Origin of the sequence: Pseudomonas allokribbensis, assembly GCF_014863605.1 — a bacterium.
GTDB classification, from domain to species: Bacteria; Pseudomonadota; Gammaproteobacteria; order Pseudomonadales; family Pseudomonadaceae; genus Aquipseudomonas; species Aquipseudomonas allokribbensis.
In genome coordinates this window covers 1,656,938-1,673,645 of sequence record NZ_CP062252.1, presented here as the reverse complement: position 1 = coordinate 1,673,645, position 16,708 = coordinate 1,656,938, and the positions used below count along the sequence as shown (strand labels likewise).

Genomic DNA, 16,708 nt, shown 5'->3' with positions numbered 1-16,708 from the left:
CCGGCTTACACCGTGTCCACCTTCAACGAATGATCATTCAACATCCCGTTGATGATCGTCGCCGTGTCATGCCCGCTGGCAATCAACCCACCCGCCCCTGGTGTCACGCCGTAATGGCTGGCGAGGTTCACGCCAGCCAGGTCGATGGTCTGGTTCGGCGTGGCGCCGGCCATGGCGCTGACATCGATGCTGGTGACCACCGAAGCGCCGCTGCCGGTGACGGTGAAGTGCAGGTAGTCATCCAGCGACGCCGCGGTGCCGTTTTCACCTTGCAGCAGTTGCGACAGGTCGAGCTTGTCGGTGCCGGGGGTGAAGTCGGTGACGGTGTCGTGGCCGCTGTTGCCTTTGAGCCACTGGAAGGTGTCGGCGCCCGGCCCGCCGGTCAGGGTGTTGTTACCCATCCCGCCGATCAGCAGGTCGTCACCGCCGCCGCCGTTGAGGATGTCGTTGCCCAGGCCTCCATTGATCACGTTGTTATTGTTGTCGCCGGTGAGGGTGTCGTTGAAGTTCGAGCCGACGAGGTTTTCGACGTTGCTGATGGTGTCGATGCCAGCACCGACAGTGTTCTGCGCACCGAGCAGGCTCAGGTTGACCGTCACCCCGGCCGTCGCGTGGGCATAGCTGACCGTGTCGATACCGGTGCCGCCATCAAGGATGTCGTTACCCGGCCCGCTGTAGAGCAAGTCGTTGCCGGCGCCGCCGTGCAGTTCGTTGTTGCCGGAGCCGGCGGTGAGCACGTCGTTGCCGTCGCCACCGTTGAGGATGTTGTCGCCGCTGCCCGCCACCAGCACGTCATCGCCAGAAGTCCCGGTGAGGGTGTGGCCGTCCTGATAGCTGATGGTCACGTTGGCGGTGTCGTTGCCGCCGTGGTTGTCGTTGGCGGTGTAGGTGCCGTGGTAGTCCGGGGTGATGTCGTGGGCCCCGGCGTAGTTGACCGTCATGGTCAGTTGATAGTTTTCCGCGGCGTTGGTGTTGCTGCCGCTGGTGTTGGTGATGTTGGTCACGTGGATCTGGTACGTGCCATCGGCGCTGGCGGTGATGGTACCGCCGTCGGCGATGCTGACGAACGCCCCGCCGTTCACCGAGTACTCCATGGTGATGTGGCCGGCCGCCAGGTTGTGGTCGAGGTTGAGGGTCTCGCCTTGTTTCAGTTTGACGGTGATGAGGTCTTCATCGTTGGCATTGGCGTTGGTCACCGCGCCGAGGTAGCCGCTGACCACCAGCACCGCCGTCATGGCCGCCGTATTGGCTGCGAAGGAATTGCGTACATCCGCCAGGTTCTGGTTGGCGGCGGTGTTGCTAGTGCCGGTGAAGCTGATCGCCCCGCTGCCGGTGAAGTCCGCCCCCTTGGCGACCCAACCGGTGTTGAAGGTGGTTGGCGAAGCGTTGAGTGTGTCGTTGTCCGGATCGGTGTCGTTGGCCAGCAGCAACTCGCCTGGCACCACGACATTGCTCGACAGCACGTTGGTGATGATGTGGTCGTCCACCGCCACCGGAGGCGAGTTGGGGATCACTTTCACCGTCAGCGTCGAGCTGGCGAGGTCGCCATCGTTGTCGCTGAGGGTAAAGCCGATGTTCTCGGTGATCACCGTCGTGGTGGTTTTTTGCGAGGTGTAGCTGTAGTCGCCGGTGTCGAGGTTGATCACCAGGGTGCCGCTGTTGTTGGTGGCGATGCTCAGGGTGTTGTTCACCGTGTCGAAGGTGCCGTGGTTGGTGCCGCCGCTGGCGGTCAGCGAACCCTGGCCGCTGTTGGCTTTCGGGTCGTAGGTGTAGGTGGTGCCGTCCACCACGATGGATTTGATGAAACCGCCATCGGCGCCGAACGAACCACTGTCACCCAGCAGCGAACCGGTGACCGGCGCGCCGACCACGGTGCCGGACAACACCGAGTTCAGTTGATTGAGGTCGGTGACCACCACTGCATTGGTGTTGGTGTGGCTGATGCCGTCGTAAGCCAGTGGATCGAGGTTGGCGTTGCTGACGCCGTTGCCCAGGCCGATCGCATAGTTCTTGATGTTGTTGGCATCGAGGAAGTTTTTCAGCGCGGTCTCGTCGGCGGTGCCGATTTCCTGGCCGGTGGTAGGTTTGCCGTCGGAGAAGAAGTAGCCGACGTTCTGCGCCCCGGTGAGTTTGCCCGAGGTGTTGAACGCGGTCTGCATGGTCGCCACGGCCGCATCGTAGTTGGTGCCGCCACCGGCGCTGAGGCCGGCGAGCAGGGTCTTGGCCGTCGCCACATCGACCCATACCGTCGTGCGGTCGGTGGCGTTGCTGCTGAAGGTGACGAGCTGCACTTTCACATCGCCCAAATCATCGTACTTGTCGAGCAAGGCACTGATCGCCTGCTTGGCCAGGTCCAGCCGCGACAGGCCCGGCACACCGGAGGCGTCGGCCATACTACCGGAGATGTCGAGCACGATCAGGATGTTGGAGTCGATCTCCACCGCTGCTACCGAACGGTCCGACGCCACCGCTTTTGGCACGTCGTCGACGATGTTGACCACGATGGTGCTGGTGGTGCTGTTGCCCAGCGCATCGGTGGCTTTGTAGGTGAAACTTTCGCTCAGGGTGTTCGGCCCGTCGTTGGCGTTCGGCGTGGTTTTCGGCGCCGAGGTCAGCGTGTAGGTGTACGTGCCGTCGGGGTTGAGCAGGATCTGTCCGTAGGTGCCGGTGGCGCTGCCGACCAGGGTGTAGGTGATCGCGCCGCTGCCGCCGGTGACCGCGCCGACCAGCGTGCCGGTGGCGGTTTCGCCGGTGTTGGTCGGATCGCTGCCGGTGACCGTTCCGGGGGCCAGGTCTTGCCCGTCCTTGGTCAGGTCGAGGGCTTTTTCGTAGACGGTCACGTCCTGATCGACCGAGGCCACGAGTTTGCTGTCGGCGACGTTGACGGTGATGGTGGTGGTGCTTTCGTCACCGTCACTGTCGCGGATGGTGTAGGTGAAGGTGTCAGTGGCGCCCGCTGGGCTCACCGAATTCGGGTTGCTGTGATAAACGGCGTTGCCGGCCGCATCCAGGGTCAGGTAGCCGTAGGTGCCGTTGATGTTGCTGTTGAGGCCGCCGATGGCCGAGGTCGCAGTATTGCTGCCAGCCCGCACGCCCACCACCGCACCGCCCGCCCCCGGGCCATCGGCACCGGTGATGTCGTTGCCCAGCACACTGATATTGACGGTGCCGCCCTCCACCACCGAGCCGGTGTCGGCTTTGGCGGTCGGCAGGTCATCGACGATGTTGACGTTGATCTGCCCGGACGCGGTGCTGCCATCGCCATCGGTGGCCACCACGTTGAAGTTCTCGGTGATGCTGTTGGCGCCGTTGCCGGTCGGGTGGGTTTCGTGATCCACCAGGGTGTAGCTGTAACTCACCACGCCCGTGGCCGGGTTGTAACCGGTGATGGTCAGCGTGCTGCCCAGCGGCGTGACGACCGATTGCGGGAAGCCTGCGGCTACACCATTGGTCACCACGGCGATACCGCCGACAGTGAGGGTTTGCAGACCGTCGAGGGCGGTGACGGTGAAGGTGCCGCTCTGAGTCAACGCCGTCGCATCCGGCGCAGTGCCGTTGCTGAGGTTTTTCTCGAAGACAGTGAGCTCGCCGCCGTTTACGTCCAGGCCATTGAGAATCACCGGATCGTCGTTGTTGTGGATCTGCAGCACGAGGTTCGCGGTGCTGGCGTCGCCGTCGGAATCGGTGATGGTGTAGGTGAAAGTCTCGGTGCCGTTGCCATTGCCGTGCAGGTTTTTGAAGTCCGCATCGTTGGTGTTGAGGGTGTAGGTGTAGGTGCCGTTGGCGTTCAGCACCAGGGTGCCGTAAGTCCCGGTGAAAGTGCCGGCAGTGATCGGGCCAGCATTGGGGCCGGTTGGGACGCGGTCGGCGCCTTGCACGTCGTTGGTCAGGACATTGCCGGTCAAGGTGAGGTTGGTTTCCGAGGCGGTGCCGGCGTTGCTGTCGTTTACGCCTTTTGGCAGGTCGTCGACGATGTTGACGTCGAGGTTGGCGTTGGCGGTAGTGCCGTTGTCATCCACCACGGTGACGGCGAACTGCTCACTCAGGGTGTTGGCGCCGTTGGCAGTCGGATGCGCGTCGTTGTGGTCGAGGGTGTAGCTGTAACTGACGACGCCGGTCGTAGCGTTGAAGCCTGTAATCGTCAGCGTGCTGCCCAACGGAGTCGTGACCGATTGTGGGAAGCCTGCGGCTACGCCGTTAGTGACCACGGCAATGCCACCCACGGTCAGCGTGGTCACACCGTCCAAAGCAGTGATCGTGAAAGTACCGCTCTGAGTCAGGGCGGTGGCATCCGGTGCACTGCCGGTGCTGAGGTTTTTCTCGAAGACGGTGAGTTCACCGCCGTTTACGTCGAGGCCGCTGATGGTCACTGGATCGTCGTTGTTGTGGATTTGCAGCACGAGGTTCGCGGTGCTGGTATCGCCGTCCGAGTCAGTGATGGTGTAGGTGAAGGTTTCGGTCCCGTTTCCGCCACCGTGCAGATTTTTGAAGTCTGCATCGTTGGTGTTCAGCGTGTAGGTGTAAGTACCGTTGGCGTTCAGCACCAGGGTGCCGTAAGTCCCGGTGAAAGTGCCGGCGGTGATCGGCCCCGCATTGGGGCCAGTCGGTACACGGTCAGCACCTTGCACATCGTTGGTCAGAACGTTGCCAGTCAGCGTCAGGCTGGTTTCCGAAGCGGTGCCGGCATTGCTGTCGTCCACGCCTTTTGGCAGATCGTCGACGATGTTCACGTCGAGGTTGGCGTTGGCGGTGGTGCCGTTGTCATCCACCACGGTGACGGCGAACTGCTCGCTCAAACTGTTCTCGCCGTTGGCCGTCGGATGGGCATCGTTGTGGTCGAGGGTGTAGCTGTAACTGACGACACCGGTCGTGGCATTGAACCCGGTGATGGTCAGCGTGCTGCCCAGCGGAGTCGTGACCGATTGCGGGAAGCCTGCGGCTACACCGTTGGTGACGACGGCGATGCCGCCAACAGTCAGCGTGGTCACGCCGTCCAAAGCTGTGATGGTGAACGTGCCGCTTTGGGTCAAAGCTGTGGCGTCCGGCGCACTGCCGGTGCTGAGGTTTTTCTCGAAAACAGTGAGCTCGCCGCCGTTGACGTCGAGGCCGCTGATGGTCACCGGATCGTCGTTGTTGTGAATCTGCAAAACCAGATTCGCGGTGCTGGTGTCGCCGTCGGAATCGGTGATGGTGTAGGTGAAGGTTTCCGTACCGTTTCCGCCACCGTGCAGCGCTTTGAAGTCCGCGTCGTTAGGGTTGACGGTGTAGGTGTAAGTGCCGTTGGCGTTCAACACCAGCGTGCCGTAGGTCCCGGTGAAGGTTCCGGCAGTGATCGGGCCAGCATTGGGGCCGGTTGGGACGCGGTCAGCGCCCTGCACGTCGTTGGTCAGGACGTTGCCGGTCAAGGTCAGATTGGTTTCCGAGGCAGTGCCAGCATTGCTGTCATCCACGCCTTTTGGCAGGTCGTCGACGATGTTCACGTCGAGGTTGGCGTTGGCAGTGGTGCCGTTGTCATCCACGACGGTGACGGCGAACTGCTCACTCAGGGTGTTGGCGCCGTTGGCTGTTGGGTGTGCGTCGTTGTGGTCCAGGGTGTAGCTGTAGCTCACAACACCTGTCGTAGCGTTGAAGCCGGTGATGGTCAGCGTGCTGCCCAATGGCGTAGTCACCGATTGCGGGAAGCCTGCGGCTACACCGTTGGTGACGACGGCAATGCCACCCACGGTCAGCGTGGTCACGCCGTCCAAAGCTGTGATGGTGAACGTGCCACTTTGGGTCAAAGCTGTAGCGTCCGGCGCACTGCCGGTGCTGAGGTTTTTCTCGAAAACGGTGAGTTCACCACCGTTCACATCGAGGCCACTGATGGTTACCGGATCGTCGTTGTTGTGGATTTGCAGCACGAGGTTCGCGGTGCTGGTGTCACCGTCGGAATCGGTGATGGTGTAGGTGAACGTTTCAGTCCCGTTTCCGCCACCGTGCAGATTTTTGAAGTCTGCATCGTTGGTGTTCAGCGTGTAGGTGTAAGTACCGTTGGCGTTCAGCACCAGGGTGCCGTAAGTCCCGGTGAAAGTGCCGGCGGTGATCGGCCCGGCATTGGGGCCAGTCGGTACACGGTCGGCGCCTTGCACATCGTTGGTGAGCACGTTGCCAGTCAGCGTCAGGCTGGTTTCCGAGGCGGTGCCGGCGTTGCTGTCATCCACGCCTTTCGGCAGGTCGTCGACGATGTTCACGTCCAGCGACGCATTGGCGGTGGTGCCGTTGTCATCCACCACGGTGACGGCAAACTGCTCGCTCAGCGTGTTCGCGCCGTTGGCAGTCGGATGAGCATCGTTGTGATCCAGGGTGTAGCTGTAGCTGACGACGCCGGTCGTAGCGTTGAAGCCTGTAATCGTCAGTGTGCTGCCCAACGGAGTCGTGACCGATTGCGGGAAGCCTGCGGCCACGCCATTGGTGACGACGGCGATTCCACCCACGGTCAGCGTGGTCACGCCGTCCAAAGCTGTGATGGTGAACGTGCCACTTTGGGTCAAAGCTGTAGCGTCCGGCGCACTGCCGGTGCTGAGGTTTTTCTCGAAAACGGTGAGTTCACCACCGTTCACATCGAGGCCACTGATGGTTACCGGATCGTCGTTGTTGTGGATTTGCAGCACGAGGTTCGCGGTGCTGGTGTCACCGTCGGAATCGGTGATGGTGTAGGTGAACGTTTCAGTCCCGTTTCCGCCACCGTGCAGATTTTTGAAGTCTGCATCGTTGGTGTTCAGCGTGTAGGTGTAAGTACCGTTGGCGTTCAGCACCAGGGTGCCGTAAGTCCCGGTGAAAGTGCCGGCGGTGATCGGCCCGGCATTGGGGCCAGTCGGTACACGGTCAGCACCTTGCACATCGTTGGTCAGAACGTTGCCAGTCAGCGTCAGGCTGGTTTCCGAAGCGGTGCCGGCGTTGCTGTCGTCCACGCCTTTTGGCAGATCGTCGACGATGTTCACGTCGAGGTTGGCGTTGGCGGTGGTGCCGTTGTCATCCACCACGGTGACGGCGAACTGCTCGCTCAAACTGTTCTCGCCGTTGGCCGTCGGATGGGCATCGTTGTGGTCGAGGGTGTAGCTGTAACTGACGACACCGGTCGTGGCATTGAACCCGGTGATGGTCAGCGTGCTGCCCAGCGGAGTCGTGACCGATTGCGGGAAGCCTGCGGCTACACCGTTGGTGACGACGGCGATTCCGCCGACAGTCAGGGTCGTTACACCGTCCAACGCAGTGATGGTGAACGTGCCGCTTTGAGTCAATGCGGTGGCGTCCGGCGCACTGCCGGTGCTGAGGTTTTTCTCGAAGACGGTGAGTTCACCGCCGTTCACATCGAGGCCGCTGATGGTCACCGGATCGTCGTTGTTGTGGATCTGCAGAACGAGGCTCGCAGTGCTGGTATCGCCGTCCGAATCAGTGATCGTGTAGGTAAAGGTTTCAGTCCCATTTCCGCCGCCGTGCAGCGCTTTGAAGTCCGCATCGTTAGGGTTGACGGTGTAGGTGTAAGTGCCATTGGCATTGAGCACCAAAGTGCCGTAAGTCCCGGTGAAAGTACCCGCAGTGATCGGGCCGGCATCAGGGCCGGTTGGGACGCGGTCGGCGCCCTGCACGTCGTTGGTCAGGACGTTGCCAGTCAGCGTCAGATTGGTTTCCGAGGCAGTACCGGTATTGTTGTCATCCACGCCTTTTGGCAGGTCGTCGACGATGTTGACGTCCAACGAAGCATTCGCAGTGGTGCCGTTATCGTCCACCACGGTGACAGCGAACTGCTCGCTCAGCGTGTTCGCGCCACTGGCAGTCGGATGAGCATCGTTGTGGTCGAGGGTGTAGCTGTAGCTCACGACACCAGTGGTCGCGTTAAACCCGGTGATGGTCAGCGTGCTGCCCAAAGGGGTGGTGACGGATTGCGGAAAACCCGCAGCCACGCCATTGGTGACCACGACGATTCCGCCAATGGTCAGCGTCGTGACGCCATCGAGAGCTGTGATGGTAAACGTGCCGCTCTGAGTCAACGCCGCCGAATCCGGGGCGCTACCGAGGGAAAGGTTTTTCTCGAAAACCGTCAGCTCGCCACCTTCGACGTTCAAGCCGTTGATGAGCACCGGATCGTCGTTGTTGTGGATCTGCAACACCAGATTCGCGGTGCTGGTGTCGCCGTCCGAATCGGTGATGGTGTAGGTGAAGTTCTCGGTGCCGTTGCCACCGCCGTGCAGGTTTTTGAAGTCCGCATCGTTAGTGTTCAACGTGTAGGTGTAAGTGCCATTGGCATTCAGCACCAAGGTGCCGTAAGTCCCGGTGAAAGTGCCCGCAGTAATCGGGCCGGCATTGGGGCCGGTCGGTACACGGTCAGCACCTTGCACGTCGTTGGTCAGCACATTGCCGGTCAGCGTCAGATTGGTTTCCGAAGCCGTGCCGGCGTTGCTGTCATCCACCGCCTTGGGCACGTCGTCAGTGATGTTCACATCCAGCGAGCCGGTGGCGGTGTCGCCGTTGCTGTCGCCGGCGATCACGGTGAAATGTTCGCTGAGGCTGTTGGCGCCGTCACCTGCCGGATGGGCGTCGTTGCCGTTGAGGGTGTAGCTGTAAGTGACCGTGCCGTTCGCCGGGTTGTAACCGGTGATGGTCAAGGTGTTGCCCAGTTGCGTGGTGATTGATTGCGGGAAACCGACAGGCACGCCGCCGACGATCACGCTGATGCCGCCGATGCTCAGGCTGGTCAGACCGTCAGGCGCCGAAATGCTGAAGCTGCCAGCCTGGGTCAGCGCGCCGGGATTGGCGGCGGAGCCATCCGGCAGATTGGCTTCGTTGAGCGTCAGTTCGCCCCCGGGCACGTCGAGGCCTGTGAGGGTGACCAGGTTGTTGACCGGTGGCGGGATGATCGGCGCAGGCGTGTTGTCACCGTTGTCGATGACCGCGTTGTGGCGTTCTTCCGGAAATTCGGGAATGCCACCGAAACCGGCCGTGGGGAAACCGATGACCGGATCGACCCGACCACCCACTTCGGTCAGCAATACGAAACTGTGACCGCCACCCTTGCCGCCGTTGGTGTCACCGGGGGCATCGGGGCCTGCGGCAGTGGCTTCAGCGGATTTGGTCGGGTCGTCACCGGCGGCGATGGCTTTCTGGATCTGGGCGACATCGGTGAGTTGAGCATCGCTCGGGGTCAGTGCTTCCGGGGCATCCACATGCGGCGCATGGTTGGCCAGCAATTGTCCGGTCATGGTCAGGCTGCTGTCCCGGCCCAGGGTCAGTTCCTGGCCGTTTTGCAGATGGACGGCGACCGCCCCCTCCGCGCCCGTGATCAATTGATCTCCGGCAAACAGTCGATCGCCTTCAACCAATGCGCGCCGACTTCCGTCAGCCGATTGAGCGAAAACCTGACCGATGACTTTAGTGACGATCCCGATGAGCGTTGCCATGTGCATTTCCTCCGCTGCCGACCACCGTCGGCACTGGTTCGCGAAGCAGCCCATGGCTCAAGCGGGTTGTCGGGGCGACGCTCGCACCTCGACAGTTCGTTTCGCAGGGTACGCAAATTCAGAAACCCCAGCGCCATCAAGCACTTGGAATCCCTGATCGATGCAGCACGCCCACTAGCGCTACGTAACGGTGGTGAATCACCCGAGTGACAAAAAACTGTCGCTCATTGGCCGCTACGCGTCCCTCCCCTTTAGCAGTACTTCGCCCGTATGTCGCAAAGTGAGTGGAACTTTCCTCAAGCCTTTCTGCACTCCCTAAAGCACATAAAACAAAGGCTTTCGAGAGGAACAATGTGCTGGATTTGGCGAAGCGCATAAGTTTTTTTTGGCATAAGCCATATGAAAATTTTTTCTTAGCTACGCTTCAGGATGTTCTTAGCTCTGTTGTAACAGCGATGAAACGCCAAACCTAAAAAATATCGTCAATAAATTGGCGACAGCAATACACCATCAGGACTCAGGGAGATGCACCCATGCGCGTTCTAACCCCCCTTTGCAGTGCGGTTTTGCTGGCCATGGCTTGCACTTCTCAAGCCCAGGCCATGAACCTCACCGAAGCGATACAAAGCACCATCGCGACCCACCCGGAACTGGCTTCGCGCGTAGACGCCAAACTGTCGGCCGATGAACAGGTGAAAGTCGCCAAGGGCGGCTTCTATCCATCGGTGGATCTGAACGCCGCTTACGGGCGCGGTTACAGCGACAACACCAACACCCGGGCCCTCGGTAACCACCACACCGAAATTCTCAACTACACCCAGTCCGAGCTGCGTCTGCGGCAGATGCTGTTCGACGGTTTCAATACCGCCAACGAAGTCGAGCGCACCAAGGGCGTTTCCAACTCGCGCGCGTACTACGCGCAAGGCACCGCCCAGGACCTGGCCCTGCGCACCATCGAGGTCTATCTCGAAGTGCTCAAGCGCCGCGAACTGGTGACCCTGGCCAAGAACAACCTGCAGGCGCATTTGCGCGTCAATGACCAGATCGGCCTGCGCACCCAGCGCGGCATCGGCAGCACCGCCGACTCCGATCAGTCGGTCGCCCGTAAGGCGCTGGCGCAGAACAACCTCGACACCGCCGAAGTCGATCTGGCGGATGCCGAATCGAACTTCTACGCCGTGGTCGGGCGCATGCCCGATGAACTGGAAGCGCCGGCTTCGACCCGTGGTGAATTGCCCACCAGCCTGCCCGAAGCCCAACAGAGCATGGTCGAGAACAACCCGTACCTGAAATCCGCCCAGGCCGACGTGCAATCGGCCGAGAGTCAGTACGAAGTCGCCAAGTCGCCGTTCTACCCGCGCTTCGATGCCGAAGCGGCGGTCGGTGCCAACAACAACGTGCAGGGCGACGAGGGCCACGACAATGAATGGCGCGTCGGCGTGGTGATGAACTACAACCTGTTCCGTGGCGGCAGCGACAAGGCGCGACTGGCCTCCGATGCGCACCAGATCAACCAGGCCATGGACATCCGCAACAACGCCCTGCGCCAGCTCAACGAGAACATTCACCTGGCCTGGAACGCCATGGTCAACGCCAAGAAACAGACCCCGACCGCCCGTGAATACGCCGAAACCACCAAGCGTGTACGCGCCGCGTATCAGGATCAGTTCGGCCTCGGCCAACGCACCCTGCTCGACCTGCTCGACAGTGAAAACGAGCTGTACAACGCCAATCGCCGCTACACCGAAATCCGCTACACCGAGGAGTTTTCGATGTACCGCGTGCTGGCGAACATGGGTCAGTTGCTGAGCAAGCAACGGGTGGTGCTGCCGGCCGACGCGATTGCCGCTGCCGAAGTGAAGAACGAGGCGCGCTTGCCCGAACTGAAGTAGTCCCGATGATGTAGCCAGGGAGCGATCAATATGACCAGCATGGAACCCGGTGTTTCCGGGGTCGATCCGCGGCTGAGCTTCGATGATCCGTTACTCGACGGTCTGTTGATCCTCTGCAAACTGCACGGCGCGACAGTCAGTCGCGCCAGCCTGAGTGCCGGGCTGCCCCTGGACAAACAACGCCTGAGCCTGGACCTGCTGCCCCGTGCGGCGGCCCGGGCCGGTTTGCAGGCGCGGCTGCTGCGCCGCGACCTCAAGGACATTTCCCCGCTCAACCTGCCGGTGCTGTTGCTGTTGGGCAATGGCCGCACGGCTGTGCTGCGGCGTTTTGCCGATGACGGCAAAGCCCTGATTCTGCCCAGTGAAGCCGATGGCGGCGAACAGTGGGTCAGCCACGAAGAACTCACCGAACACTACACCGGCCAGGCCTTGTTCGCCCGGCCACGGCATGAACTGGAAGACCTGCGTTCACCGTTGGTGCCAAGGGTGCAAGCGTGGTTTCGCGACACCCTGAAGCTGTCGAAATGGCTGTACAGCGACGCGATCCTCGCCAGTTTCCTGATCAACCTGCTGGGCCTGATGGTGCCGCTGTTCGTCATGCAAACCTACGACCGCGTGGTGCCGAACCAGGCCACGTCGACCCTGTGGGTGCTGGCCATCGGACTGCTGATCGGCACCGGTTTCGAACTGGTGCTGCGGGTGGTGCGCGCGCACCTGCTGGACACCGCCGGAAAGAAGACCGACGTGATCCTTTCCGCGACTTTATTCGAGCGCATCACCGGCATGGCGATGAAGGCCCGGCCGGCGACCATCGGCGGTTTCGCCCAGAGCATTCATGACTTTCAAGGCCTGCGGGAGTTTCTCACCGCCGTGACCCTGACCAGCCTGATCGACCTGCCCTTCGTGGTGCTGATGCTGGTGGTGATCGGCCTGCTGGGCGGCTGGCTGGTGGTGATTCCGCTGCTGGCGTTTCCGATCACGATTGTGTTCGCGATGATCATTCAGGTTCGCCTGCGCGACACCGTGCAGAAAAGCCTGAGCCTCGGTGCCGAGCGTCAGGCATTGCTGATCGAAACCCTCGGCGGACTGGAAACCCTCAAGGCGTGCAGCGCCGAAAGCGAGCGCCAGCACAAGTGGGAAAGCACCCACGGCGCCCTCACCCGCCTCGACAGCCACGCACGCAACCTCTCGGCGCTGGCCACCAATGGCACGCTGTTCATCCAGCAGTTCTCGGGGATGGCGACCATCGTCGCCGGGGTTTACAGCATCATCGCCGGCAACCTCAGCGTCGGTGCGCTGGTGGCCAGTTACATGCTCGGCAGCCGCGTGCTCGCGCCACTGGGCCAGATCGCCGGGTTGATCACCCGCTACCAGCAAGCGCAACTGACCATGAAAAGTACCGACGCCCTGATGTCTTTGCCTCAGGAGCGCGACGGCAAACAACGGCCGCTGGAGCGCACGCAATTGCAAGGGGCGCTGGACGCCAATGCAGTGACCTTCCATTACAACGGCCAGAACGCCCCGGCCCTGAGCAATATCAGTTTCAGCGTCAAGCCCGGCGAGCGGATCGGCATCATCGGTCGCAGCGGTTCCGGCAAAAGCACGCTGGCGCGACTGGTGATGGGTTTCTACGAACCGGAAGAAGGCCAATTACTGCTCGACGGCCTCGACCTGCGGCAACTGGATGTCGCCGACCTGCGCCAGCAGATCGGTTATGTCGCCCATGATCTGCCACTGCTGGCCGGCAGCCTGCGCGACAACCTCACGCTCGGCGCCCGCTACGTCAGCGATTCGCGAATGCTCGAAGTGGCCGAACTGACCGGCGTCACCGAGCTTGCCCGCCAGCACCCACAAGGCTTCGATCGGCCGGTCGGCGAGCGCGGGCAATTGCTTTCCGGCGGTCAACGCCAGGCAGTCCTGCTGGCGCGAGCGCTGTTGCTCGACCCGCCGATCATGCTGCTCGACGAACCCACCAGCGCCATGGACAACAGCAGCGAAGACGTCCTGCGCCAGAAGCTTCACGGCTGGGTGCAGGGCAAAACCTTGCTGCTGGTCACCCACCGCACCTCGATGCTGAGCCTGGTGGACCGGTTGCTGGTGCTGGACAACGGCCGGATCGTCGCCGACGGTCCGAAAGAAGCGGTCATCGATGCACTGCGCAAGGGCCGGGTCGGCTCGGCGGCGGTCTAGGAGTTGCCCATGTCTGCTTCCTCATCGTCAAAACAGCGCGGTTACTTCGACAGTTTCGGCAAAAGCGCCGAAGCCGAATTCATGCCGGAAACTGCCGGCGCTTCGTTGCAGGATTCGCCGCGCTGGTCGCGCATCACCGTGTGGCTGGCGGCGGCACTGCTGATCAGCGCGCTGGTCTGGGCCAAATTCGCGGTGCTCGAAGAAGTGACCATGGGCGAAGGCAAGGCGATTCCGTCGAGCAAGGTCCAGGTGATCCAGAACCTCGAGGGCGGGATCGTCACCGAGATCTTTGTGCGTGAAGGGCAAATGGTGAACAAGGGCGACACCCTGCTGCGCCTGGATGACACGCGGTTTCTGTCGAACAAGGGTGAGAGCGAGGCGGATCGCTATGCATTGATGGCCCAGGTCGAGCGACTATCCGCCGAGTCAGAAGGCCGGCCGATGAAACTCTCGGACGAAGTCGTCAGCAAGGCGCCACAAGTGGCCGAAGACGAACGTGCGCTGTACGACCAGCGTCAGCGGCGGCTGGCCAGCGAACAACGCACCCTCACCGAACAGTTGCGGCAGAAGACCCAGGAGCTGGCGGAATTTCGCTCCAAGCAGGGTCAGTACAGTTCCAGCCTGGCGCTGCTCCAGCAAGAAATGAACATGTCATCGCCACTGGTAGGCACCGGGGCGGTTTCGCCAGTGGAGATCCTGCGGCTCAAGCGCAGTGCGGTGGAAATTCGTGGCTCGTTGAACGCCACGACCCTGGCCATTCCCCGGGCCGAATCGGCGATCAACGAGATCAAGAGCAAGATCGACGAATCGGAACAGACCTTCCGCTCCGACGCGGCCAAGGACCTCAACCAGAAGCGCACCGACCTGTCGAAAATCACGGCGTCGAGCATCGCCATCGACGACCGCGTCAGCCGCACCACCGTGACCTCGCCGGTACACGGGGTGATCAAGCAGTTGAAGGTCAACACCATCGGCGGCGTGGTGCAGCCGGGCAGCGACATGGTGGAAATCGTGCCGCTGGAAGACAACCTGCTGATCGAAGCCAAGGTCCGTCCGCAGGACGTGGCGTTCCTGCATCCGGGCCAGAAAGCCATGGTCAAGTTCAGTGCCTACGACTACACGATCTACGGTGGGCTGAGCGCCAAACTTGAGCTGATCGGTGCCGACACCATCACCGACGACAAGGGCAACAGCTTCTACCTGATCCAGGTGCGCACCGACAAAAACCATTTGGGCGGGGACGTGAAACCGCTGCTGATCATTCCGGGGATGGTTGCCACGGTGGACATCATTACCGGGGAGAAAAGCGTGCTGGATTACTTGCTCAAACCGGTGCTGAAGGCGCGCACCGAGGCGATGCGCGAACGCTAGCCTCATCTGATCGTTCCCACGCTCCGCGTGGGAATGCCGCCCGGGACGCTCCGCGTCCCTTCGCGACGGTGACGCAGAGCGTCACTGTATGCATTCCCACGCAGAGCGTGGGAACGATCAGTATCCGTGATTCTTTTGGAAGGTCTCCTCCCCCATCGCCGCAATCTGCCCCTCGATCAACGCCTCGAACGGCTTGAGCAACGGATCGAAAGAAGCCGGCGCTTCCAGGGTCTGCAACGCCTGAACGATCGCCTCGATAGTCGACAACGCCCCCGGCCCCGGTGCCTTGCGCAACCGATACCGTGAGACCCCGCCCTCCGCCAAAGTCACGCGAGGCAATGCCGCCAGCAGCGGATTCAGGTGCAGCATCTTGCGTGCCTTGCGCCACGTGCCGTCCGGCACCACCAGCAACAGCGGCTCATCCGATGCGGCGTAAGCCTGCATCGGCTGCGCATCGTCCGCCGGAAACAGCAACCGCGCCCGATACCCCGGCCGATTCAGCAGCGCAGGCAGATCCTCGAACACTTCGCCGACGATCAGTTCGGCATTGTTCAAACCGAGCGCTGCCAGCCGTGCAGTGTTGAGCGCGTGATTGACCTCGCTCGGGTGCTGCAACAGCAACACCCGAGTGCGGCTGTCGAGGCTGGGGATCAGCGGGCACAGGCAGTGGGTTTGTGGGCGCAAGCAGCGCGGGCATTGAGGTCTGGACATACTTCTTGTTCCTGAAAGCTAGGCCTGATTGAGCTGCGCTTTGAGCAGATCGCGGAAGGTCTGGATCAGCGGCTCGCGGCTGCGGCCACGGCGCATGATCATCGAGAATGGCGCCTGATAACCGAAGGTTGCCGGCAGCAGCACCCGCAAATCACCCTTGTCGGCCCAGGCCTGAGCGTAGTGCTCCGGCAGATAACCGATGTAGGCACCGGACAGCACCAGAATCAGCTGCGCCTCCATACTTTCCACGGTCGCGGCGCTGTGTTTGAAGCCGTGACGCGCCAGTTCCGCCTGGCTCCAGTAGCCGCGCCCGACCATGCGTTGCTGGGTGATGACCTGCTCGGGAATCCGCCGCTCGTTGAACAACGGGTGACGATTACTGCAATACAGCCAGTGCTGTTCGCGGTACAGCGGCATGTACACCAGACCGCTCATGCGCGTGGAGAACGCGCCGATGGCCAGATCGAGTCGGTTGTCCTGTACGCCGAGTTGCAATTCGTAGGGGCTCATCACCGACAGGTGCAAATGCACCGCCGGGTGTTCCTGGCTGTAGGCGCCGATGGCTTCGGCGAACGGCAGGGCCTTGTCACTGACGGTGGAGTCGATCACCCCGAGGTTGAGCGTACCGCGCAGTTCACCCTTGAGCGCCGCGGCGTATTGCTCGAAACCTTCGAGTTCGGCCAGCAGACGCAGGGTTTCCTGATGGAACAGCTCGCCTTTGCTGGTCAGGCTGAAACCACCGCGCCCGCGATGGCACAGCACCAGACCGAGCGCGGCTTCGAGCTGGCTCATGTAGGTGCTGATCGCCGAGGTCGACAGGTTGAGTTCCTGCTGCGCGTTGGCAAACCCCTGATGGCGCACGACGCTGACGAAGATGCGCAAAAGTTTCAGGTCGGGTAAAGCGTTGGCCATGGGGACTCCACTGATCGGGCAACGAGCATGGGCGAGAAGTCTATCTCCAGCCATTCCATTAGTTTAGAAAAATCTGAACTAAGTATTTGCCCGTAGCGATTCTTTCGCCTCACTACATTTCGCAGAATCGGCCCCACAGCGGTGCCCGTGACCTTGCGAATGCGGCGCGCCGACATAAATAAAACAAAGACGATG

Annotated in this window: 6 protein-coding genes; 3 read left to right on the top strand and 3 right to left on the bottom strand. The window is 61.6% G+C overall.

Translation table 11 applies throughout. From position 1 onward, the window contains the following. Window positions 1-5: 5 nt before the first annotated feature. Window positions 6-9,437, bottom strand: a complete 9,432-nt coding sequence (locus IF199_RS07660) for a retention module-containing protein (RefSeq protein WP_192560066.1) — start codon at window positions 9,435-9,437, stop codon at window positions 6-8. Window positions 9,438-9,970: 533 nt separating this feature from the next. On the opposite strand from IF199_RS07660, the gene IF199_RS07655 reads away from it, so the two are divergent. From IF199_RS07655 to IF199_RS07645, 3 genes are read left to right on the top strand one after another with little or no spacing between them, the layout of a single operon-like run. Then, a complete protein-coding gene (locus tag IF199_RS07655) occupies window positions 9,971-11,329 on the top strand; it encodes a TolC family outer membrane protein (RefSeq protein ID WP_096819329.1) in 1,359 nt (452 codons plus the stop codon). A 30-nt stretch (window positions 11,330-11,359) separates the two neighbouring features. Continuing rightward, the gene (locus tag IF199_RS07650) at window positions 11,360-13,519 is read left to right on the top strand and encodes a type I secretion system permease/ATPase (RefSeq protein WP_096819330.1); all 2,160 of its coding nucleotides are present in this window, start codon (window positions 11,360-11,362) and stop codon (window positions 13,517-13,519) included. Between the two features lie 9 nt (window positions 13,520-13,528). Continuing rightward, complete coding sequence (locus IF199_RS07645) at window positions 13,529-14,890, top strand: HlyD family type I secretion periplasmic adaptor subunit (protein ID WP_102620302.1); 1,362 nt, start codon at window positions 13,529-13,531, stop codon at window positions 14,888-14,890. 117 nt (window positions 14,891-15,007) lie between these two features. On the opposite strand, the gene IF199_RS07640 is transcribed toward IF199_RS07645, so the two are convergent. Both IF199_RS07640 and IF199_RS07635 read right to left on the bottom strand, forming a co-directional pair. Continuing rightward, entirely contained in the window at window positions 15,008-15,601 is a 594-nt protein-coding gene (locus tag IF199_RS07640; RefSeq protein WP_192560065.1) for a tRNA-uridine aminocarboxypropyltransferase, read from the bottom strand. A gap of 18 nt (window positions 15,602-15,619) precedes the next feature. Beyond that, window positions 15,620-16,513 (bottom strand): LysR family transcriptional regulator, encoded by an 894-nt coding sequence (locus IF199_RS07635; RefSeq protein ID WP_039772530.1) that lies wholly within the window; start codon window positions 16,511-16,513, stop codon window positions 15,620-15,622. Window positions 16,514-16,708 lie beyond the last annotated feature (195 nt).

Excerpts from the sequence above, each read along its gene's own strand:
- IF199_RS07660 (WP_192560066.1), bottom strand. The coding sequence starts at position 9,437 with ATGGCAACGCTCATCGGGATCGTCACTAAAGTCATCGGTCAGGTTTTC.
- IF199_RS07635 (WP_039772530.1), bottom strand. The coding sequence starts at position 16,513 with ATGGCCAACGCTTTACCCGACCTGAAACTTTTGCGCATCTTCGTCAGC.
- IF199_RS07650 (WP_096819330.1), top strand. The coding sequence starts at position 11,360 with ATGACCAGCATGGAACCCGGTGTTTCCGGGGTCGATCCGCGGCTGAGC.
- IF199_RS07655 (WP_096819329.1), top strand. The coding sequence starts at position 9,971 with ATGCGCGTTCTAACCCCCCTTTGCAGTGCGGTTTTGCTGGCCATGGCT.
- IF199_RS07645 (WP_102620302.1), top strand. The coding sequence starts at position 13,529 with ATGTCTGCTTCCTCATCGTCAAAACAGCGCGGTTACTTCGACAGTTTC.
- IF199_RS07640 (WP_192560065.1), bottom strand. The coding sequence starts at position 15,601 with ATGTCCAGACCTCAATGCCCGCGCTGCTTGCGCCCACAAACCCACTGC.